Source organism: Candidatus Zymogenus saltonus (assembly GCA_016929395.1).
GTDB classification, from domain to species: Bacteria; Desulfobacterota; Zymogenia; order Zymogenales; family Zymogenaceae; genus Zymogenus; species Zymogenus saltonus.
In genome coordinates this window covers 1-20,992 of the sequence record JAFGIX010000052.1, presented here as the reverse complement: position 1 = coordinate 20,992, position 20,992 = coordinate 1, and the positions used below count along the sequence as shown (strand labels likewise).

Sequence of the window (20,992 nt, the reverse complement as noted above, 5' to 3'; positions counted from 1 at the left end):
TTTAAAATAGCGTCTCTCCTATTCTATCTTGCGCCCTTTGACAATATTCTTCGGAAATATCTATTCCCAAATAACGCCTTTGCAACTTTCTTGCGACTGCAGTTGTTGTGCCCACCCCGTTAAAGGGATCCAAAACGATGTCATTTTTAAAGCTAAAAAGCTTCAAGACCCTTATTGCCAATTCTTCAGGGAACATTGCCGGATGATCATACTTTTTCATGTTCCTTTCGGGGGCTATCGACCACTTACTTACAACCCACTTTTTAAATTCATCTCCTGTGATATCTATGTTTTCGGTTTTACCTTCCTTCTTTAAGGTCCCCTTGCAAAAGACCTCCAGAAATTCCCATGTGTATTTCAGGTACGGGCTACTGGGACTTTTCCAGCTGCCCCAGGCGGTGTACTTGCAATTGTAGTTGTTTTTCTCCCAAAGGATTTCGCCTTTCCAGATTAGCTTTTTCTGCATAAAGAAGTTACTTATTACATGATGACTTGGAATATAATCGGAAAAAAGTGGCTGGATGTTCACAATAATCCTGCCACCATATTTTAGAACCCTTATACATTCATCAAAAACCGCAAAAAGCTTATCAAAGTACTTTTGCCAGTCCACTCCATCTTCAGACTCATCAGAGTCGTAATCGAGGCCGAAATTGTACGGCGGTGAGGTAAATACTAAATCGATACTGTTTTCTGGAAGCTGCTTAAGGAACTCCTCACTGTCATCGCATATGATTCTATTTACATATTCATCGGGTAATTCATTATTCCTTTTTTTAAAATTTCCGTCCATCGCATAGTAATGTAAGCCTCTTTCTTCTCCCTTTTTTGTCCTGTCCTTTACTTTCCTTTCTTTGTTATAACCTACAAAAAGTCTCTTCTTACCCTTAATACCATAGCTTCCAATGGCCAGTATCTTGTCTCGTATCTTAAGGAACGGATTGTCATCTTCCTGCAAATGGTATCTTGTTGACAATTCCTTAACCATGCTCTCAAAACTATTTAAGTCCAGCGCTCTCAGGTTTAAAACTATATTGCCATTTGCTTGCTCTATAAAAAAATCCTCTTCGGGGATTCGAACGGAAAGGTCTTTCAATATACTTAATTCCTTTCCATTGAGTTCCCTTCTAAGTTCCAACTCAATCTTTTTGTATTGATTTTTCATAATTGAGTCCTCTGGACATCTTATAAAGCAACTTTTTCTTAAACTTAGTCTAATATCACCAGTTGCCTCATGTCAAGATATAAATCCGATTATTCCCCCTCATCTCCCCTCGATCTCCACCGACGCCAGGTACCAGCTCATGTCGTGCTCCATGTAGCAGAGCTCGTAGAGGTTTATGCCGTCGGTGACGGCGTAGTGGTGGCGGGTTTCTTTTCCCTCCTTGTCTTTCCATGTGTAGGTGATCTCGGCTATCGTGTATTTTTTTCCGCGCCACACGAACCACCTCGGCAGCACCTTTCCCCCGCCGAAGACGGCGGCCACCTTTATCTGTTCCTCGATCGTGACGACCATCTATCTTTTTGGGGCCTCGGCCGGTGCTTTTGGGTTCGGCCATCGCCCCGCATCCTCTCTTTTGAAATTCCACTATTCCGGGACCACAAGGTCCCCCTCCATGTCCCTCACCACGCCGACGACCTTCCCCACGATGGAGAAGTCGTCCTCCCCCTCGACGACGATAGGCTTCATGTCCCTGTTTTCGGGAAAGAGCATCGCGCCGGCGCCCTCCGGCCCCCGCCCCGACCCCATCTTGTAGCGCTTTACGGTGGCCTCGCCGTTAAGGAGGGCGACCACGATGTCTCCGCTCTCGGCGTGCTGCTGCGGCCTTACCAGGACCATGTCTCCCGGGGCGATGTGGACGTCTATCATGCTCTCCCCCCTGACCCTGAGCATGAAGAGGTCGTCCTTTCTGTTGTCGGGGGAGAAGTATCCCTCGATGTTCTCTACGGCGGTGATCGGCTCTCCCGCCGCCACCCGCCCGATGACAGGGATGTCTCTGAGCCACAGGGGCGGCCTCGTTGCCCCCTCGATTTCTACTCCCTCGCTGGCGGCGCCCGTATCTCCGGGCTTTAGGTCTACGATCTTGAGCGCCCTCGGGCTCTGGTGGACCCTTTCGATGTAGCCCTTTCGCTCGAGGATGTCCATGTATTCTTTTGCCCCCTTCGGCCCCGATATCCCCATGGTGTCGGCCAGCTCCCTGACGGTGGGGGGGTAGCCCTCCTTGTCGATGAAGGTGCGGATGATGTCAAGGGCCTCTCTCTGCCGGTCGGTGAGCCTCCCGGCCCCCTTGGGGTTGTTTTTTGTCGAAGAGCCTGTCATAGGGAAATTCTCCTTCAATGGTAATTCTTTGATTGGAAGCTCAGTGGGACGGAAAGTGCCCCAATAGCGTTCTGCCACCCCCAAAAGGCCCCAACCCCGTTTTGCCACCACTCCCATCTTTCCACTACACCCTCAGCTTGAGGGACTAAAATTGGCTCAATAGCGTTTTGTCAAATAGACCAACTGGTGTTGGGTAACATTATATGGGGTGAGGGTGGGACATGTCAAGAAAAAAATTTGGTCTTTTTGGGGGTGTGAGGGGAGGGATGTGTCGATTCACTTCAGGTATATCAATATGAATATGGGGACGCGGGCCTCGCGCCGCTCGTAGCTTTCGTCGTCGCTGCTGCCCCTGCCGAGCCTGTCGACGGCGGACGCGCTCCCGCCGCCGTCCAGCGCCCCCACGACGCGGCATTTATGAACGTGCCTCATGTATTCGTCGCCCAAAACCAGGTTGGTGTTTTTGAAGATCACGTCAACGACCTCCCGCTCGTTTATCCCGATGAGGTTTCTGGGGACCTCCTTGGCGTACCACCGCCACCACCGGTAGAGGAGGTTGTCGTCTACGCTCAGCAGGTTTAGCTGAACGGCGTCCACGAAGTCGTCGTTTTCGTATTTCAGAAAGTCCTCTATGGACACAAGGTGAAGCTCCCCGTCTTTGTCTGTGAAGAGGACGCCGTCCCCCACCCCGGGGACGAAGGGGTTTTTCTCCTCGCGGTTTGTTATCAAGAGGCCGCTGGGGGAGCCGTCCAGCTCGAAGAAGCTCCCGTTGAGGCAGATGTCGGCCTTTGTGGCCTTGAGGATCTCCCTTGTCCGGGCGAACTTCTCCCCTACGATCTCTTCGGCCGTCACTATCTTCGCCCTGTAGGTTCCGTGCTTCAGTCTCGTGATGAAGAGGCGGTCGCCGCTCTTGAGGTCTACGGAGGACGTGATGTCGTACAGGGGGACGTGGGCGCATCGGGGCAGGAGGAGCGTCAGGGAGATTAGGAGAGTGATTAAAAGTAGGTTTTTTGATTTTAAGTTCATCATGTTATCATTATAGCGAAGGTAGTATTTAATTTCCACCCCTTTTTCTTTTGCCGCCCTGGGCGAAGGTGAGAAGTTTCTTACAAATTCCGTTGACACCTCTGTGTCTTTGGTGATATTGGTTTTGAATGACGGCTGTTTGAGATCGTCTTCAATCGCTGAGGTTTGGACGCCGAGTTTTAATATTTTCTTGTCAGGAGACCGAAGATGTCGAACGATTCCATTCTCATAGAGAGGGAGGGGTTTGTGGCCACCGTAATTCTCAATCGCCCCGAGAGGAAAAATTCATTGAATCCCGAGATGCTGCTTTTGATTGCGGAGCATCTGGGGGAGCTTTCCAAGGACGATGAGGTGAGGACCGTGGTTTTCAGGGGAGCGGGGGAGGGGTCATTCTCCTCCGGCTACGATATCGCCGAAATACCTACTGGGCTCTCGGAAGAGCAGAAGAAGGAGCTGGCGAAGAGGAGCCCCCTCGAGATAGGCCTCGATGCGGTGGAGAACTTTCGGTATCCGACCATTGCGATGATAGACGGATACGCCTTCGGGGCGGGGTGCGAGCTGGCCGTGACGTGTGACATCAGGATAGCCTCCGTCGGGTCGAGGATGGGCATTCCCCCGTCGAGGCTGGGCCTCGTCTATCATCCCAGAGGGATACAGAGATTCATCAACGTAGTGGGGCTGGCAAACGCCAAGGAGCTCTTCTTCACCGGTAGGTTTTACGAGGTGGAGCGGGCGTTGGAGATGGGTATGGTGAGCTATCTGGTTAAGAGGGAGGAGCTTGGCGCCTTCACCTACGAGATGGCAAGGGAGATTGCATCGAACGCCCCCCTGGCCCTCAAGGGGCACAAGCATATATTCAACAGGCTCCTTTCCCACCAGGGAATCTCCGAGGAGGACTACCCGGAGATCGAAAAGATGATAACGGATTCCCTGAACAGCGAGGATTTGAGGGAGGGGGCCGCCGCCTTTTTCGAGAGGAGGCCGGCGAAGTTCAAGGGGAGGTGATTTTAATATGTTGCGCCTTGGATACATGCTGAAGAAGCTAGGGCCGCCCGGTTTTGGTCACGGGGCGGCCCCTTTTAATGAGCATTGCGATTTAAAAAAAACCGCTGTAGCTGAAATCTGCTACTTGTATAGCTTCACCCTGTCCCCTACCCTTACGCCGTTTTTCTCGAACCACCCCTGGTTGACCTCAAGCGCCCATATTGCGGGGGCGGGCGACGAGTAGATCTTTTTTTCGTTCAGAGGCTCCATCTTGAATATCGCGATGATGTATCCGTTAGTGTCGATATAGGCGATGGAGAGGGGGACGTAGGTGTTCTTCATCCAGAAGTTCATCGTTGCGGGCCTCTTGTATATGAAGAGCATCCCCTTGTTTTCCGGGAGGTTTTTGCGGTACATGAGGCCAAGGGAGCGCTCGGCCGGTTTATCCGCTATCTCCACCGTGAGGGGGATTCCCTTGACCTTGACAAGGGCCGTCCCTTCCCCCTTGGCCGTCGGTGGGAGTATCATGTAGAGAGAGACGGCAAGAAGCATTACAGCGATGACGGAAACAGTTTTGCTGTTTTTCATGGGGAGTATCGTCCTTCCGCAACTATTCAATATTGACTACGCTCATAACGCCGTAGTGATCGGACGGGTGCTGTCCCCCCTCCTCCCTGTCCAAGACGACCGCGCTCTCGATGACGTTCTCCGCCCCTATGCTCTCCGACACGAAGATGAAGTCGAGGCGTTTCTGGATGAAGTCATCCAGCTTGTCGGCGATCTTCTTCGGGCTTGCGCCGTCGGCCTCGCTCAACGTCCTTGCCGCTTCTGCATCGTAGTATTTGATTATATTGAGGTTCGTCTCGGGATTCCATGTGTAGCCCATGGATACCGAGTCGGGGTTTGCGACGGCGTGTGTGTCGATGAACCCGGCGTCTATAACCTGCCTCATCTCGACGGTGTCAATCTCCGCGTTGAAATCCCCCACGAGCACAACGGGCCTACCCCTGGGCACAACCTCGGACACCCACTTGAGGAGCTTCGTTATCTCGTCCATCCGCCACTTCTGGTCTTCAACGACCGACTCTTTTGCGATTCTGAGTCCCTCCTCGGTGAGCCTCCCCTCGGCCCTCGCCCCCTCCAGCCTCTCCATGAACCAGGGCTCGTTGGGGGGGCTTGCGTGGGTGTGGGTGTTGAAGATGTAGACGTCCCTGCCGTCGAAATTTATCACGCCACCGATTATCTGGCAGGCGTCGGTCAGGTGGAACGTCATGAAGTTATTTATGATCCCCCCGCCGGAGAGCCTCTTCCTTCCGAGGGATTTGAGCTTGAGCTCTTTTTTAGCGAGGATGGCGTCACCCTCCCTGAAGTTCACCGGTATCCCGATGTAGCCGAAGTGGATTCCCCCGAGGCCTACGGAGTGGATTTTGTCCATGTCGAGGTCTTTGGCCAGCCTGCGGGCGTACCTGGGGAGGAGGTTCGCCTCATTGATCGCGATCACGTCAGGGTCGAGGCGTTTTAACTCCTTAACGAGGAGGTTGTACCTCCCCATCCTCACCTCCTTCGACTCGTACTCCCCCATCTTTAACGTCCCCTCGTAGTCTAGGCCCGACCAGACGTTGATGGTGACGACCTTGAGCTCCTTGGGGAATGCGGGCGCGGCCGCAAAAAGTGTAGATAAAAGGGCAAAAATCAGAAATAACATCAGGATCTTGCCTTTCACTTTAGACCTCCATAAAAAGTATTACAGGCCCCTATTTTAAACCGCATTTCCGAGGGTGTCAATCGGATTGGATGGTTTTTACCCGTCAAAAGCGTAATGAGTGGGAAGATGCGCTCTTGTAACTTTACATCGGCTCCCCTTTGTGGTAGATGTTAAAGGGAAAATATGGAAAATAGCACGCACAAAAATTTCGGAGGCGATTTATGACCGCTCTCTCTGCCGGTGTCGGAGGCAAAAGCCTGAATGGGCTTATGGACGCGATATTCAATCCGAAGAGCGTTGCGGTGGTTGGGGTGCCGGAGGGGCCGAAGATGGGGAGGCTCTTTCTGATGGGGCTGGTCGCTTCAGGATACAAGGGAAAGATATATCCCGTAAACCCGAGGGCGGACGAGATAGACGGGATAAAGGTGATCAAGCGGACGCGGGAGATCCCCGGACCGATCGATCTGGCAATCGTCCTCGTTCCTAAGAAGCACCTCCCCGGCATCATCGATGAGCTGGGGGAGGTGGGGACCACAGCCGCCGTCATCTTCACGGCCGGCCTCGCCGAGCTGGGGGAGGAGGGCGCCTCAGAGCAGAGGCTACTGGTGGAGAGGGCGGGGAAGGCGGGGATAAGGCTCATCGGCCCCAACTGCCAGGGGGTCTACTCGCCGAAGGCGGGGATGTCCTTTTTCCCGGGGATGCCGACGACGCCGGGGGACGTATCGTTTGTGGCGGGGTCAGGGTCGCTCGCCTCGATGACCGTCTGGCGGGCGGCAAGCCGCCACCTCTACTTCAGCAAGGTGATAAGCTTCGGGAACGCCTGCGACCTGACGCCCTCCGATTTTGCCTCATATTTCGCCGGGGACGACGAGACGAAGGTGATCATCTCCTACATCGAGGGGATCCCGGAGGGGAGGCGGTTTTTCGAAACCCTGAAGGGTGTCACGCCCAAAAAGCCGGTCGTGGTCTGGAAGGCGGGGCTTACCGATCTGGGCGCAAAGGCGGCCCTCTCCCACACCGGGGCGCTCTCCGGCAATTCCGAGCTGTGGGAGGCCGCGCTGAGACAGCTGGGAGCCGTGACCGCCCAGGGGATGGACGAGATCGTCGACGCGATGATGGCGCTCAAGTTTATTCCCTATCCCCTGGGGAAGAGGGTCGCGATCCTATCGGGGCCGGGGGGGCTTGCGGTTTCCGCCGCCGATATTGTTGCCAGGGAGGGGCTCGCTCTTGCCGCCCTCACCGAAGAGACGAAGCGGAAGATAGCGAAGGTCATTCCTGGAGAGGGGACGAGCGTGAAAAACCCGGTCGATGTGGGGTTGGGGGCCTCGGGAATCTCGGAGCAGTACACCCTCCCTGCGAGGTATCTCCTTGAGGACCCGAACGTGGACTCGGTGGTTATCATCGGGGGAACGTTCTACAAGGAGATGAACGAGGTGTACAGGAGGGAGCTTATCTCTGCCAAGAACGACACGAAGAAGGCGCTTATCGCCGTGACCCTCGAGGAGTTTACGAAGAACGTGGGTGACGACAGGATGGAGGCGGAGTTCATCGAGGGTGGGGTGCCGACGTTTCCCTCGCCGGAGCGGGCGCTCTCTGCGTTGAAGAAGGTCTACGACTACGGGGAGTTCTTGAGGGCGGTGGGGGATTCGGGAGAGTAACGGTCAAATTGTAGGCGATGGATTGCAATTACAATTAATATACGGACTCAATTCTTTAGTGCAGCAGTTCAATTAAAGACAGGCCGGTAGGCCGGCAGGATGGTTTGTTAAATATTCAGGTCTTTCGGGATTCTCAATGACTGAAAGACACTAACGTTTTTTTAACGGGGGAAGGCATACTGCAATTTATTGACAACCGATTTAAAAAAACTTGGGTCAGCTCCAATACTTGAAAAATATACTTTCCGATCTTACCAATACCAAAATGGTTATAATTAGGATTTCACCGGTCTTTTTGACTGCCACCAACGATTGCTTTAACTCCCTCCCCTGATGAATTCGAGATTAAACCAACCGCCGTTTTCGGATTCGAGGAGAAAATCGCCTTCAATTCCCCTTCAATCCCCTGAAATAGTCTATCGTCCTTTTTATCCCGTCGTCGAACGTCACCTTCGGCTCCCAGTTGAGCTCCCTTATCGCCTTTGAGATGTCGGGACAGCGCCGGGTGGGGTCGTCTTCCGGCAGCGGCTCGAAGACAATCTCCGATCTGGTTTTTGTCATCTCTCTTATCTTCTCGGCAATCTCTAATATCGTCATCTCCTTCGGGTTGCCCAGGTTCATCGGTCCTGTGTAGGGGGCGGACTCCATGAGCCTGATCAGGCCCTCCACCATGTCCGAGACGTAGCAGAAAGACCGGGTCTGGCTCCCGTCTCCGAAGATTGTGATCGGCTTTTCCCATAGAGCGGCCCAGATGAAGTTGCTTATAACCCTCCCGTCGTCTATCGACATGTTCGGGCCGTAGGTGTTGAATATCCTCGCTATTCGGATCTCCACGTCGTTCTGCTGGCGGTAGGAGACCATCAGGCTCTCCGCCACCCGCTTCCCCTCGTCGTAGCAGCTTCTCAGGCCTATCGGGTTTACGTGCCCCCAGTATTCCTCCACCTGAGGGTGGACCTCGGGATCGCCGTAGACCTCCGACGTGGAGGTGAGGAGGAGCTTGGCCCTTACCCTCTTTGCCAGACCCAGCATGTTCAGGGTTCCTATCACGTTCGTCTTGATCGTCTTTACCGGATTGTGCTGGTAGTAGATGGGGGAGGCCGGACACGCCAGGTGGTAGATCTCGTCGACCTCGAGGAGTATCGGCTCCACGATGTCATGGCGGATAAGCTCGAACTCCGGCTGTCCCAGGAACTTGCCGATGTTCTCCTTCTCACCCGTGAAGAAATTGTCGAGACAGATTACCTCCACGTCCGACCCCATAAGTCTCTCGATAAGATGTGATCCGATAAAGCCCGCACCACCGGTTATGAGAACCCGCTTTTTCATCTATCCCTTTCTCCCGGGCCTCCCAATGCAGTAGTATGTGAAGCCGATCCTCTCGATCTCGTCCCGGTTGTACTGGTTCCTGCCGTCAAATATGACAGGGCTTTTCATCAATTTCTTGATCCTCGGAAAGTCGGGGTTTCTGAATTCGTTCCACTCCGTTACAAGGACCATGGCGTCGGAATCGCTTACAGCGTCATAAGCATCCTTGGCAAAATAGACCTTCTTCCCGAAGATCTCTTTAAAGTTGTCCATCGCCGCCGGGTCGAAGACCCTGAGCTTGGCGCCGCTTTCGAGGAGCCTTTCCGCAATAATTATGGAGGGCGCCTCCCTGATGTCGTCGGTCTGGGGCTTGAAAGAGAGGCCCCAGACGGCAATTGTGAGAGCTTCTATTTTACCTTCGAAATGGGAAGAGATTTTTTCAATGAAGACCTCCCTTTGGGCGCGGTTTACATCCATGACGGATTTTGCAATCCTTAAGGGAGAGCCCGCCTCTTCGCTGGTCTTGATGATTGCCGACAGGTCCTTCGGGAAACAGGAGCCGCCAAATCCTACTCCCGGGAAGAGGAACTTCGGCCCGATCCTCGAGTCGGACCCCATCCCCTTCCTGACGTGCTCGACGTTGGCCCCGAGCCTGTCGCAGAGGTTTGCGATCTCGTTCATAAAGGATATTTTCGTGGCCAGAAAGGCGTTCGAGGCGTATTTCGTCAGCTCCGCGGATTTTACGTCCATGATATACATCGGATTTCCTGTTCTGATAAACGGCGCATAGAGCTCCTTCATTATCTCGGCCACACGCACGTCGTCGGTCCCGATGATTATCCTTTCGGGCTTCATGAAGTCGTCGACCGCCGCTCCCTCCTTAAGGAATTCGGGATTGGAGACCACGTCGAACTCGTTGTTTGTCTCTTTCTTTATTACCTGCGCCACGAGATCGGCCGTACCCACGGGGACGGTGCTCTTGTCCACGATAATCCTGTAGCCGTCCATCACCCTGCCGATGGCTCCCGCAACATCCAATACGTGTTTGAGGTCGGCGCTGCCGTCCTCGTTTTCGGGGGTGCCTACGGCGATAAAACATATGAGGGAGTTTTTTACGCCCTCTTCGAGGTTCGTTGTGAATATGAGCCGTCCCCTGGAGTAATTTCGACTGACGAGATCGCTCAGGCCCGGCTCGTAGATGCCCAGCTCTCCCTTTTTCAATGCATCGATCTTGGCCTTGTCCTTGTCGACGCAGATGACGTCGTTTCCCATATCTGCAAAACAGCTTCCCGTGACCAATCCCACATACCCGGTCCCGATGATACAAAGTTTCATTTTGTCCTCATAATCTGCAAATAATGTTAACGAGATGGATTAGTTAATTTAATCGTATACAATCTAAAAAGTCAACACATTAAGGTCATTGGCGTGCATATTTTGGCGGATTTTATTATCTTGACAGTAAAGGTATAAAAATATTATATAATATGTCGTTTTTTAAGACTTTATGTCAATTTTTCGTCTTTTGCTTGGAGGAAATAATGAGCACCAATTTATGTTGGGATATTTTAGTCGAGGTTTCAATTTTGTTCAGTTTTTTACTTTTGGGATCGTACCTCAGGGCCAAAATAAAGTTCTTACAGAACTTTCTCGTTCCCGTGGCCTTGATCGGGGGCTTTCTGGCCATGCTTATGAACGAGAGCTTCATAGGCAAGATCGCTCCCTATCTTTCTCTTCCCTTTGACATAGACAGGCTCGGAGTTTACGTCTATCATCTTTTGGCGATTACGTTTATCGCCATGGCCTGGAGGAAGCCGGAGGGGGAAAAGAGGGGGAGGGACGCCGTGGCCATGGGGGTCAGCTCATCGACCCTTTACGCCCTCCAGGGGGTTGTGGGAATCGGGCTGGGATTTTTGCTTATGTACACCATCTACCCCGGTCTTTTTCCGACCTTTGGCGCCATTGCCCCCTTGGGATTCGGACAGGGTCCCGGCCTTACCTTCTCCATAGCCAACGGCTGGGAGACGAATTTCAATTTTAAACATGCGGGAAACCTTGGCCTTACCCTCGCCGCGTTCGGTTACTTTTGGGCTTGTTTCATCGGAGTTCCCCTCGTCAACATCGGGATAAGGAAGGGATGGGCGACCCTCGTCAAGGACAAATCCCACTTGAGCAGGGACGTTTATACGGGCTTTTTCTCGAAGGACAGCAAGAGGCCCATAGCGGGGAAGCTGACAACCACCTCGGAAGCGATCGAATCTTTTGCGTTTCACGTGGCCCTGATAGGACTCATGATGTTGATTACCTATATTATAATGTTCCCGATTATCAACCTGTTGATCGGTGTCGGGGCCGCAGGTATTGCAAGCACCCTTGAGGGTTTCTTCTTCATCTTCGCGACGCTTTTGACACTCCTTGCGAGGATCATAGTCCACAAGATAGGATTGGGACACATCATAGACAACGGCACCATGAGCCGCATAGCGGGCCTCTCGGTCGATTTCCTTGTGGTCTGCTCCATAGCCGCCATATCTCTGGCCGTGGTCATCGACTTTATCGTCCCAATCTTGGTTACGGGGGTTGCGGTAGGGCTGGTCACCCTCTACTTCTGTTTCTGGTACGCCAAGCGCTCCTACGACAAATTTCCCTTTGAGCGGGCGATAGCGATATATGGAATGCTCACAGGCACTATCAACACCGGTCTTATCCTCCTCAGGATGGTTGATCCGGAGTATGAGACCCCCGTGGCCCAGGACCTCGTCTACACAAGCGCCATCTCGCTGCCGCTGTGCGCCCCTCTCCTTTTCATGATAAACTTGCCTCTCAAGGGAGTTGAAGTCGTCGGGGATAGCTGGCAGACGGTGAATCCGGCGGCTTACTGGCAGACCCTGATCGGAGTTCTGGCAATGTACATCGTCCTGATGTTGGTTTATCGCCTGACTGGGCTTGTGAAGTTCAAAAGGCCCCTGAGGAAAATATGGATAGATGACTGAGGGAAGATTCAAACGGCAAGATGGCGCAGTTTGAAAACCGCTTAAGGAACAGAACCTTAATGAATCGAGGGGATGAGTTCCTTCCAGAAAATGATATTTGCGGGTTTTTGCCTGCATCTCTTGTTTTTGTAAGTGCGGTAACGATTTTTTAACGGGGTGGATGGTAATTCATTCTCGGATTACGACACGGTGATTCCGGATGGGAAACAAAAAAGTCATCTCTTGAATACATTTAGATATCGCTTCAGGGACGGAAGGGGATGTTTTTTGTTCATTCATCGAATTTGATTGAAATGGGTTGAAATTGATGGAGATTGATTGAGGTGAAGCGTGGCGTTATCCGTTGAATTTTTTAATTACGTTATCTTGTTGTAAGACTTGACGGGGAAAAGCGGTTTTGTTCTTTCCGGATGGACGGGTAGATTGAAAACGCGCCCCCTTTCACATTCCCGGTTCCGCTCCTATATTTTTATATAAAACCTATATAAAACGCTTTTGTCTTCCAATAAAAAAGGCCTTTTGAAGGCCTTTTTTTATAATAATAACTCAATTCCGAGACTTTATCTATATTCTATATCGAATATTTACCCGCCGCCCCAATCTCCCAAAACGCAAATGCCCTAATTCCTTAACGCCCTAATCTCCCAATCCTTTGTTGCCCCAATCCCCCGCTGCCCCGATCCCCCAACGCCCCACTGCCCCCCAATCCCTCAATTTCCTGATTCTCCGCTCCAAAAGCCCAATGTTCCTATGTCCTAATCTCCCAAACCCCCAACGCCCCGGCTCCCCATTGTTCCAATCCTCCAATGACCTGACAATCCCAGCTTACTAACGTTCCAATCTCCCAATCCCCATCTCACCTTTTAAGACACTTAGTGAGACATATCGGAAATATCGTCATAGAAGTTAAACGGGGCTTTATCGGTGTCCGTTACCCTCCACGAATCGAGAAAGATGTCGTTATCGAGGTTAGTGGAGCACGTGGCGATAAAATGCAAACCATCATCCCAGACATTTATGTACCAGTTATGGTAGAATTTCGGATCTGTGATCGGATCGAAGCTGAGTACGGAGTTTTCCATGGAGAATTCGCTCTTTTCGCCGAAATAAGTGACTTCATTGGTCCAAATACTGGCCAGAAGAATGGTTGCTTCGGTTTGCATAGATTGCGATCTGTATTTGAAGAAAATCGGTATTGCAAACGATGTAAGGATGGTCAAGATCATTACCATGATCATCAGCTCGATCAGGGTAAAACCTTTTTTATCCCCTAAGATTTTTTTTGTAAAAACTTTCATAGCGCAAAATCTCCTATAGATGTATAGGATACAAATCCATATTGTATATAGTTGCAAAAGACATACCATTTAGTCCATTGCACACTTTTTTTTTGCCCTGTAAACCGCTAATATTATTGATTTTATTCTAAATTGAATTTGCTATTATTTTTATTCTTTGTTGTTTTAGCTCGAAATTTTGTAAATCTGCAAATTAATTTGCGTATTTGCTATTTTTTATAAAAAAAGCGTCACACTGATTTCTACAATCATTTCAAAGATCGGAAAAACTTGATGGGTTGAAGGTAAAAATGCGTCAATATTTATTGTAGTATAAAGTATTTGACCAATGATGTCAAGAGAAGTATAATATTGGCAGTTTTATAAAAAAGCCCTAATAACTGAGTTCAACGGGGGACAGTAAAAATGGCCAAAGATGAGAAAAGGAAAAAAAGACTAATAACTTTAGGTGTTTTGACGGTGATAGCTATTGCTTCGGTCTCGTTTTTCTACTACATTTCAACCTCCCCCACCGATAAGGCCAAGACGTTTGAGGCCTGCAAGAATTTGTACGACACTAAAAACTACGATGATTGTATAAGATGCTTCAATAATTACGAGACGATGGTGACTTCGAAGGGCAAACCTCTCGATTATCAGGTTTATAAATTTCGGGGACAGGCCTATTTCAAGACTAAAAAATACAAAGAAGCCGCTGACGATTTCACTGCATATCTGAAGAAGAACGAGTATTCTCATACTATCCTTTTTGACAGGGCAAGGGCGTATGAGAAACTGGGAAATATCAGTAAGGCCGAAGCCGATATAAAAAAGGCATGTGATTTTGGCTTCGAAAGGGCTTGCAACTATAAGCTTGGAGGCGCCGGAGGGACATTGGCGAGCGGCGGTGGCGATGACGTTAAAGAGAGAACCGCATCGGACTGGATCGCTTTGGGCAATCAATCCCTGAAGACAGGCAGGTACGACACCGCAGCCGATTTTTTCACAAGGGCCATCGAGCTTAAGCCAAGGAACAAGGACGCCTATCTCTTCAGGGGATTGAGTTACAGAAATCAGAGAGATTACAAGAAGGCCTTGGATGATTATAACAAGATTATCGACATTGATCCCAACTACGCAAAGGCCTACAATAACAGGGGAGTCGTCTACTGGAGGCAGAAAGATTTCGCCAAGGCCCTGGAAGATTACAACAAGACCATAAAACTCAATCCGAATGATTACATCGCATATAACAATCGCGCCGTCATATACTACGAAATGGGGCAGCATGAAAACGCCATAAAGGATTACAACCAGGCGATAAAGATAAATCCTGACTTCGCCGAGTCTTATTGGAATAGGGGAGTAAACTACCTTAAATTGGACAAGAAGGAAGAGGCCAAGAAGGATTTTCAAAGAGCCTGTGATTTAGAGTTGAAGTCCGCCTGCGAGGAAGCGGAAGAGCTTTGATCGGCCTTCGATCGGGCGGTCCGAAGCACAAATAAAGTCGGTCGACAGAGAGAATCGAACGCATTACAGTTGATAAAAATATACTCAAATTGTTGAGACTGGATGTCAATTTGGATTTGTTTAAGGGCCTACTTCAAATAATGTGGATAAAGGAGTTGTATAAATGAGCGGTCAATTGAGCACAAGGACGTCGGATTCGATCTATTTCAACGAGGAGCACGAGATGCTCCGCAAGACTGTAAGGGATTTTGTAAACAAGGAGATAAATCCGAATATAGATGAGTGGGAGGAGACCACGGCCCCCCTTCACGATATATTCAAGAAGATGGGGAAGCTGGGACTTCTGGGCATACGCTACAACCAGAAGTACGGCGGGCAGGAACTCGACTACTGGTACGAGACGGTCATGCTCGAGGAGCTGGGGCACATCAAGGGGATGGGCGTCGGGATGGCGATCGCCGTTCAGACAAATATGGCGACCCCCGCCATCAGCGAGTTCGGAAGCGAGTACCTGAAGGAGACCTACCTTAAGCCCGCCGTAATGGGGGATATGGTGGCGGCCATAGCGGTGACCGAGCCGGGGGCCGGGTCGGACGTGGCGGGACTCAGGACCTCCGCAAAGAAGGACGGCGACTCCTATATCATCAATGGATCGAAGACCTTTATCACAAACGGTGTCAAGGCGGACTACTTGACTCTCCTGGCGCGGACCAGCGAAGATCCGGGCTACCATTCCTTCAGCCTCTTCGTTGTTCCCACGGACCTTCCCGGGTTCGTGGTTAGCAAGAAGCTGGATAAGGTGGGGATGAGGTCCAGCGACACCGCCGAGCTCTTCTTCGACGATGTTAAGGTCCCCGTAAAAAATCTCATAGGCGAAGAGGGGGAGGGCTTCATATACCAGATGAAACAGTTCCAGCACGAGCGCTTTGCCGTTTTCCCCTTGGTCTACGTCGCCCTCAAGGATATGGTAGACATGACGGTGGAGTACATCCAGCAGAGAGTCGTCTTCGGGAAGCCCCTCTCAAAGAAGCAGGTCTTGAGACACCACATCGCCGACTGGCTTACTGAAATAGAGTGCTTGAAGCAGCTTAGCTACCACATCGTCAGGATGAAGATGGAGGGTATCGACGTCACGAAGGAGGTCTCCATGGGCAAGCTCTTCGCCGGCCGTATAACGAGGACCATCCCCGACGGGTGCGTCCAGATGTTCGGCGGCATGGGCTTTATGAACGAGACGCCGATCTCCAGATACTGGCGGGACAGCCGCTTGACTTCGATCGGCGGCGGCGCGGATGAGGTGATGAGCGACGTGATCGCAAGGCTGGCGGGGCTTTAAGGCTCCCCCCCCTCTCTCTAAATTGCCCTGTTATGGCCCGCCGTAAATATAAATATGGGGAGATTTGTGTCGTCTCCCTCGATTACAGGGAAAATTTAAAAAGGGGATAAACAAGACCTGTTTTTTTAAAACTTTATTGTTTCTCCCCTCTTCCCCACACCTTTCTTTCCCCCTCGGTTTCGCTGTCGCGGCCGTTATAGCTTTTCCCCCCTCGATCTCTTCGTTATCGGTGGGATAATCGAGCCGTTGCGTTTATTTTGTGATGTAATTGAATCGGATAAAGAAAATCTGTTTTAGTAGTTTTATTGCTCCCCCCCTCTCTCTAAATCACGCTGTTATAGCCTGCCGTAAATATAAAATATGAGGGGGTTTGTGTCGTCTCCCTCGATTACAGGGAAAATTTAAAAGGGGGTAAACAAAATCTATTTAAGATATCCGAATTGTTACTCGCCCCAGGTCCCTATATTATTTCATTGTCGGCGGGATAGTCGAGCCGTCGCCTTTATAATATTTTATCTTCCTCAATCTCCCTGTTATGGATTTAGGGAATATGTCGTCTCCCTCATTTAGGGGAAAATTGGAGGGGGGGCAAATAAGATCTGTTTTAGATATTAGCGTTTTTGTTCGCCACTTACCCTCGCCCCCAATTACTTCTTTGTTGTGGATTAAGGTGGTTTCATTCAACCACACGGCAGTTACAGGCAGATAGGTAATATCAATTATTGTAATTAATGGTATTATTGCGGTTGTCTCCCCGCCCAATATCCTTCCATCGTGTTTTTAAGCCCCAGATCAGAAAAATACATTGACGGCCCTCCATTCCATAAAGCTACATCCCTTAAAAATGTCTTGCAATTTCCTAAGGAATTTTGTTATTCTCTTGGCGTTTACGCTTATTAAAGGGGAGACGGAGCCATTTTTTTGACCTTTACGTAAATCCCTTTTGAGAGATCTCGCGATTCGTATCAAAGGGGCCTTAATAGTCGATTTTTCAGGTGGGGAGATGAACGATTACGATATTTGGAGGTTTGGGATAAAGAGAAGGACGTTCATCAAATCGATGCTCGTCCTGACTGGGGCCGCGGCGACTGTGTCTACATCCGGCTGCGCCGACTATCCGGAAGCTGAAGGGGACTTCGCCTTTCTCGACGACAAGACCCATGCTGTGATTAAATCTTTCTCCGAGAGGATAATTCCAAAGGGAGGCGCCTTTCCGGAAGGGGCCGAGGACATAGAGGTAACCGACTTCTTCGACAAACTCGTCGGGGCGCAGCCGCCGGAGATCCAGAAAAACATGAGGAGCGGGATAATGCTGTTGGAACACGCCCCGATCTTCCTCATGTTCAAGTTCAAGCGCTTCACCCAGCTGACCGACGACGAAAAAGATCAATATCTGAAGAAGTGGGAGGGGAGCGGGGTGGCACTCTTCAGGGGTGTGTTCAAGGGATTCAAAAATATCTGCACCCTCGGCTTCTTCTCAAATGAAAAAGTCTGGAAATATATCGGCTACGACGGCCCGCCAATTTGAGGATAAAGAGAATACCGGAGCTTAAAAGATGATAATAAAATCTGATAATATAGTGAGTGACATCAAAGAGAGCGCCGACGTCTGTATCGTGGGGTCGGGGCCGGCCGGCTCCGTGATGGCAATGGAGATGGCGGAGGCGGGACTTTCGGTGATCGTGCTGGAGGAGGGAGGACACTTTTCCGGCTCGCGCCTCAACATGCGGGAGGAGGACATGCTCCCCGCCCTCTACAACCAGAGGTTCACCAAGGACCTCTCCATCGCGCTCTCCCAGGGGAAGTGCCTGGGCGGCGGGTCCCTGATAAACATGGCGGACAGCGTCCGGACGCCGGACGGGGTCTTCAGGATGTGGGAGAAGAGGTTCGGAATAACCGATATCTCGCCCGATACCATGAAGAAATACTTCGACAGGGCGGAGAGCATCCTCAAGACCAAAAAAATCGAGGAGGCGGAGCTCAATAACAACAACCTGGTGTTGAAAAAAGGGGTCGAAAGGGCCGGCTATACGGGGGACGCCTTTTACCACAACAGGGAGGGGTGCATCGAGTGCGGTTACTGCCTGTTGGGCTGCCCCTACGGCCACAAGCAGGCGACCACAGAAAACTACATCCCGAGGGCGATTGCATCCGGGGCGAAGTTCTACGTCAACGCCAGGGCGGACAAGATCGTGGGAGACGGCGAAAGGGCGGAAAAAGTGGCGGGTACGATACTGGACGGGAAGACGGGGATGGATAAGGCTTCCATAGAGGTTACCGCGAAGGTGATAGTCATAGCAGCCGGCACGATCAACACCCCCCAGCTCCTCCTCAAATCAAAAATCCCGGACGAGAGCGGTCTCATAGGGAAGAACCTGATCCTCCAGCCCTATACCATGGTCTTCGGGCTGTTTGACGAGGAGCTGAAGAGCTACAGGGGCATCCCCCAGTCATACTACACCGACCGGTACGAGGAGGTGGACGAGGATCGGGGCCTCACCGGATTTCGGCTGGAGGGGGGCTTCACGCTGCCGGGCCAGGTGTCGACGGTCGTCCCCGGCTTCGGGGAGGACTACAAGGAGCTGATGACGGAATACAGCCGGATGGCCAACATAATGGTCCTGGTCTTCGACGGCCCTGACGGTTCCGTCTCCCTCAACAGGTTCGGGAGGCCCGTCATAGAGTACGAGATGAAGGGCGAGACGAAGGCCGACATGGTAAGGGCGATGAAGGAATCCGCAGGCCTCCTGTTTGCCGCCGGGGCCAAGAAGGTGATGTTCACCTACGAGGTGCCCGCCGTCATCTCCGATCCGTCGGAGGTATCGATCGTCGACGAGCGGGGGATAGAGCCGTGCACGTTGACAATCATGTCTTTTCACATACAGGGAACCTGCAGGATGGGGCCCGACCCGAAGACGAGCGTGGTGGACAGCTACCTCGAGTGCCACGGGGCAAAGAACCTCTTTGTGGTCGACGGGTCGGTTTCGCCGTCGACGTCAAGCTCCCACAACATGCTCCCCACGATGGCGCTCTCCCACAGGACGGCGGACTACATATTAGCGAACAGGGGGAGGTATTTTGGATAAGGGGGGGTTTTAGTATTTAGCTGATGTTTCTTGGTTTTTTAAATCCAGCGGTTTGTCTTTGGGTGTTTGTCAGACTCTTATTGTGTTGTTGTATTTTAAGATGTTTTTGGTTTACAATCTTAGAAGTAAGGTCGGGAAGCATTACTCTTTTACATATCGCTTATTAAAACCTCTATACAGTGGCACCTCACTTTTAATAAGGCAGAACCTCCCATTTAGCGATGGTGCTATTATTAGAATTGCTAATATTTCTAAAAAGAAGTATAATAATATGTCCTCTTGACAGAAATACTTATAATGAATATTATATGATATTATTTTATAAAAAAGAGGAATATATTAGACAATGATTCCTTATCAAAAAGAAAAAATTGACAATGCAATATGTTATTTTGCATTAAGTCATAAAAGTAAAGCGAGAAAACTTATTACACAGACATATTTGTATAAGTATTTAGCATTCTTAGACTTTACCTGTCTTGAAAAAACGGGAATACCATCATTGGGCCTTACTTATCGTGCCTATAAACAGGGGCCAGTACCTAAAGAGTTATATGATAATAGACATAAGTTGGATACTGCTTTATATAGATTCGAGGAGAGAGAAGAGGGCAGAATATATATTGTACCTAAAGGGAAGCCCGATTTATCTTATTTTTCAGAAATGGAAAGAAAAGAGATGTCTCGTCTAATCGAGATTTACGCAAATAGTAAAGTATTTTCAAAAGACATGAGTGATGCTTCCCATGAAGTTATTTTAGCTTGGAAAATAACTTGGAATAGAAATCCAAAAGGAATTATAGATTACAAAATTACTTTTGGAGGTAATATAACAGAAAAACCTCAAGAAGATTTAACTTATCCAGAAGAAAAATATCTCAATCATATTGCTTGGGAAGAACTTTCAGGTGGAAGTAGGAAAAGTCTTAAAATGGAATAATTATCCATATGGAAAATTCGAGGGTAAAACAAAACCGAGATGGTTTGTTTGTATTAACCATACTGGTAAAATACATAAATTATTAGGATTCTCATTTAGTTTATACATTTCTACAACGACAACAAGGGAGGCATGGTTAGAAGAAGGCGACTACTATTCGTTTTTACCAGAAAATTTTTTGCCTGAAAAATTCCCATTCGAAGAAAAGTGTCATATCAATTATAATGAAATTCCTGAGTGTGTAGAAGAAGAAAAAATTATCAACAATCCAGATATAGAAATAAAAGGTGAGTTAGACGGTTTAACGATGGTGCAAATAATAAAAGGCCTTATTAAATCTGATCTAATATCCGATAGAATCAAAGATGATCCTAAAAGATTTCTTGATGAAATTCAACATAAGCTGGATAGGTTATAAAATTCATTAGTCATGGGTGTGTTGACCGTTTGCCTTCCTGCAAGATAGTTTCCTCCCCCCCCCACGCAACACAACAACCGCCTCGCTCCGCCTTATCACCTCCTCCTCGTACTGAGGATGATCCAAGGGTGAGGCTAACGGCGTTGTTCGGGCACACGCAAACGCAGCGTCCGCACAGCCTTAACGCTATGCTTTTCACTATGCGGCCGTCCACGATATTGATCGCTTCGAGATAACAATGCACCACGCATTTGCCGCGACCCCATACCCGCAAATGAATTTCATTTTTTGATATTGAAGCATTGAAATAGGGGGAGAAACCTGCTAACATCCCAAACTAACTTTCAGAGACGTTCTGGTTTTTATTATTCATCATTTTTAAGGGGTATATTATGGCAAAAAATAGTGCAGAGGAAAAGAGATTCTGGACAAAATCGTACGGTCGGAAGATCCCGGACGTTGATCCGAAGCTCT

19 protein-coding genes are annotated in these 20,992 nt (G+C 49.9%); 9 read left to right on the top strand and 10 right to left on the bottom strand.

What is annotated here, in order from left to right:
- Position 1: 1 nt before the first annotated feature.
- The 4 genes from JW984_10075 to JW984_10060 form a co-directional block, all read right to left on the bottom strand.
- On the bottom strand, positions 2 to 1,165 hold the full coding sequence (locus tag JW984_10075; protein MBN1573529.1) for a site-specific DNA-methyltransferase: 1,164 nt from the start codon (positions 1,163 to 1,165) through the stop codon (positions 2 to 4).
- A 99-nt stretch (positions 1,166 to 1,264) separates the two neighbouring features.
- Positions 1,265 to 1,516 carry a hypothetical protein gene (locus tag JW984_10070; protein ID MBN1573528.1) on the bottom strand — a complete coding sequence of 84 codons (252 nt, stop codon included), beginning with the start codon at positions 1,514 to 1,516 and terminating at the stop codon, positions 1,265 to 1,267.
- Between the two features lie 72 nt (positions 1,517 to 1,588).
- A complete protein-coding gene (lexA, locus tag JW984_10065; GenBank protein ID MBN1573527.1) occupies positions 1,589 to 2,320 on the bottom strand; it encodes a transcriptional repressor LexA in 732 nt (243 codons plus the stop codon).
- A gap of 276 nt (positions 2,321 to 2,596) precedes the next feature.
- Positions 2,597 to 3,385, bottom strand: a complete 789-nt coding sequence (locus JW984_10060) for a phosphodiester glycosidase family protein (GenBank protein MBN1573526.1) — start codon at positions 3,383 to 3,385, stop codon at positions 2,597 to 2,599.
- A gap of 168 nt (positions 3,386 to 3,553) precedes the next feature.
- Between JW984_10060 and JW984_10055 the strand changes: the two genes are divergently transcribed.
- Positions 3,554 to 4,351: an enoyl-CoA hydratase/isomerase family protein gene (locus JW984_10055; protein ID MBN1573525.1), complete on the top strand. Its 798-nt coding sequence runs from the start codon at positions 3,554 to 3,556 to the stop codon at positions 4,349 to 4,351.
- A gap of 120 nt (positions 4,352 to 4,471) precedes the next feature.
- Here JW984_10055 and JW984_10050 read toward each other — a convergent pair whose 3' ends face one another.
- Positions 4,472 to 4,918, bottom strand: coding sequence for a DUF192 domain-containing protein (locus JW984_10050; protein ID MBN1573524.1), 447 nt, complete (start codon positions 4,916 to 4,918; stop codon positions 4,472 to 4,474).
- Positions 4,919 to 4,940: 22 nt separating this feature from the next.
- Entirely contained in the window at positions 4,941 to 6,053 is a 1,113-nt protein-coding gene (locus JW984_10045) for an endonuclease/exonuclease/phosphatase family protein (protein ID MBN1573523.1), read from the bottom strand.
- A gap of 203 nt (positions 6,054 to 6,256) precedes the next feature.
- On the opposite strand from JW984_10045, the gene JW984_10040 reads away from it, so the two are divergent.
- The gene (locus JW984_10040) at positions 6,257 to 7,693 is read left to right on the top strand and encodes a CoA-binding protein (protein ID MBN1573522.1); all 1,437 of its coding nucleotides are present in this window, start codon (positions 6,257 to 6,259) and stop codon (positions 7,691 to 7,693) included.
- Positions 7,694 to 8,080: 387 nt separating this feature from the next.
- On the opposite strand, the gene JW984_10035 is transcribed toward JW984_10040, so the two are convergent.
- Entirely contained in the window at positions 8,081 to 9,019 is a 939-nt protein-coding gene (locus JW984_10035) for an SDR family oxidoreductase (protein MBN1573521.1), read from the bottom strand.
- Positions 9,020 to 10,333: a UDP-glucose/GDP-mannose dehydrogenase family protein gene (locus tag JW984_10030; GenBank protein ID MBN1573520.1), complete on the bottom strand. Its 1,314-nt coding sequence runs from the start codon at positions 10,331 to 10,333 to the stop codon at positions 9,020 to 9,022.
- A 251-nt stretch (positions 10,334 to 10,584) separates the two neighbouring features.
- Here JW984_10030 and JW984_10025 point away from each other — a divergent pair, with 251 nt between their 5' ends.
- Positions 10,585 to 11,991, top strand: coding sequence for a hypothetical protein (locus JW984_10025; GenBank protein MBN1573519.1), 1,407 nt, complete (start codon positions 10,585 to 10,587; stop codon positions 11,989 to 11,991).
- Positions 11,992 to 12,863: 872 nt separating this feature from the next.
- Here the strand turns inward: JW984_10025 and JW984_10020 are convergent.
- Positions 12,864 to 13,289, bottom strand: coding sequence for a prepilin-type N-terminal cleavage/methylation domain-containing protein (locus tag JW984_10020; protein ID MBN1573518.1), 426 nt, complete (start codon positions 13,287 to 13,289; stop codon positions 12,864 to 12,866).
- Between the two features lie 405 nt (positions 13,290 to 13,694).
- Between JW984_10020 and JW984_10015 the strand changes: the two genes are divergently transcribed.
- A complete protein-coding gene (locus JW984_10015) occupies positions 13,695 to 14,738 on the top strand; it encodes a tetratricopeptide repeat protein (protein MBN1573517.1) in 1,044 nt (347 codons plus the stop codon).
- A 199-nt stretch (positions 14,739 to 14,937) separates the two neighbouring features.
- Positions 14,938 to 16,074, top strand: coding sequence for an acyl-CoA dehydrogenase family protein (locus JW984_10010; GenBank protein MBN1573516.1), 1,137 nt, complete (start codon positions 14,938 to 14,940; stop codon positions 16,072 to 16,074).
- Positions 16,075 to 16,539: 465 nt separating this feature from the next.
- On the opposite strand, the gene JW984_10005 is transcribed toward JW984_10010, so the two are convergent.
- A complete protein-coding gene (locus JW984_10005; protein ID MBN1573515.1) occupies positions 16,540 to 16,836 on the bottom strand; it encodes a hypothetical protein in 297 nt (98 codons plus the stop codon).
- Positions 16,837 to 17,077: 241 nt separating this feature from the next.
- On the opposite strand from JW984_10005, the gene JW984_10000 reads away from it, so the two are divergent.
- From JW984_10000 to JW984_09985, 4 genes are all read left to right on the top strand, one after another.
- On the top strand, positions 17,078 to 17,602 hold the full coding sequence (locus JW984_10000) for a gluconate 2-dehydrogenase subunit 3 family protein (protein ID MBN1573514.1): 525 nt from the start codon (positions 17,078 to 17,080) through the stop codon (positions 17,600 to 17,602).
- Between the two features lie 28 nt (positions 17,603 to 17,630).
- Entirely contained in the window at positions 17,631 to 19,160 is a 1,530-nt protein-coding gene (locus JW984_09995; protein MBN1573513.1) for a GMC family oxidoreductase, read from the top strand.
- 346 nt (positions 19,161 to 19,506) lie between these two features.
- A complete protein-coding gene (locus tag JW984_09990; protein ID MBN1573512.1) occupies positions 19,507 to 20,100 on the top strand; it encodes a DUF4065 domain-containing protein in 594 nt (197 codons plus the stop codon).
- The gene (locus JW984_09985) at positions 20,069 to 20,518 is read left to right on the top strand and encodes a hypothetical protein (protein MBN1573511.1); all 450 of its coding nucleotides are present in this window, start codon (positions 20,069 to 20,071) and stop codon (positions 20,516 to 20,518) included. Before JW984_09990 ends, JW984_09985 begins: the two co-directional genes overlap by 32 nt.
- Positions 20,519 to 20,992 lie beyond the last annotated feature (474 nt).

Bases quoted from the DNA above. Each gene is read 5' to 3' on its own strand.
- JW984_10075 (MBN1573529.1), bottom strand. From the start codon at position 1,165: ATGAAAAATCAATACAAAAAGATTGAGTTGGAACTTAGAAGGGAACTC.
- JW984_10070 (MBN1573528.1), bottom strand. From the start codon at position 1,516: ATGGTCGTCACGATCGAGGAACAGATAAAGGTGGCCGCCGTCTTCGGC.
- lexA (MBN1573527.1), bottom strand. From the start codon at position 2,320: ATGACAGGCTCTTCGACAAAAAACAACCCCAAGGGGGCCGGGAGGCTC.
- JW984_10055 (MBN1573525.1), top strand. From the start codon at position 3,554: ATGTCGAACGATTCCATTCTCATAGAGAGGGAGGGGTTTGTGGCCACC.
- JW984_10050 (MBN1573524.1), bottom strand. From the start codon at position 4,918: ATGAAAAACAGCAAAACTGTTTCCGTCATCGCTGTAATGCTTCTTGCC.
- JW984_10040 (MBN1573522.1), top strand. From the start codon at position 6,257: ATGACCGCTCTCTCTGCCGGTGTCGGAGGCAAAAGCCTGAATGGGCTT.
- JW984_10035 (MBN1573521.1), bottom strand. From the start codon at position 9,019: ATGAAAAAGCGGGTTCTCATAACCGGTGGTGCGGGCTTTATCGGATCA.
- JW984_10030 (MBN1573520.1), bottom strand. From the start codon at position 10,333: ATGAAACTTTGTATCATCGGGACCGGGTATGTGGGATTGGTCACGGGA.
- JW984_10020 (MBN1573518.1), bottom strand. From the start codon at position 13,289: ATGAAAGTTTTTACAAAAAAAATCTTAGGGGATAAAAAAGGTTTTACC.
- JW984_10015 (MBN1573517.1), top strand. From the start codon at position 13,695: ATGGCCAAAGATGAGAAAAGGAAAAAAAGACTAATAACTTTAGGTGTT.
- JW984_10000 (MBN1573514.1), top strand. From the start codon at position 17,078: ATGAACGATTACGATATTTGGAGGTTTGGGATAAAGAGAAGGACGTTC.
- JW984_09995 (MBN1573513.1), top strand. From the start codon at position 17,631: ATGATAATAAAATCTGATAATATAGTGAGTGACATCAAAGAGAGCGCC.
- JW984_09990 (MBN1573512.1), top strand. From the start codon at position 19,507: ATGATTCCTTATCAAAAAGAAAAAATTGACAATGCAATATGTTATTTT.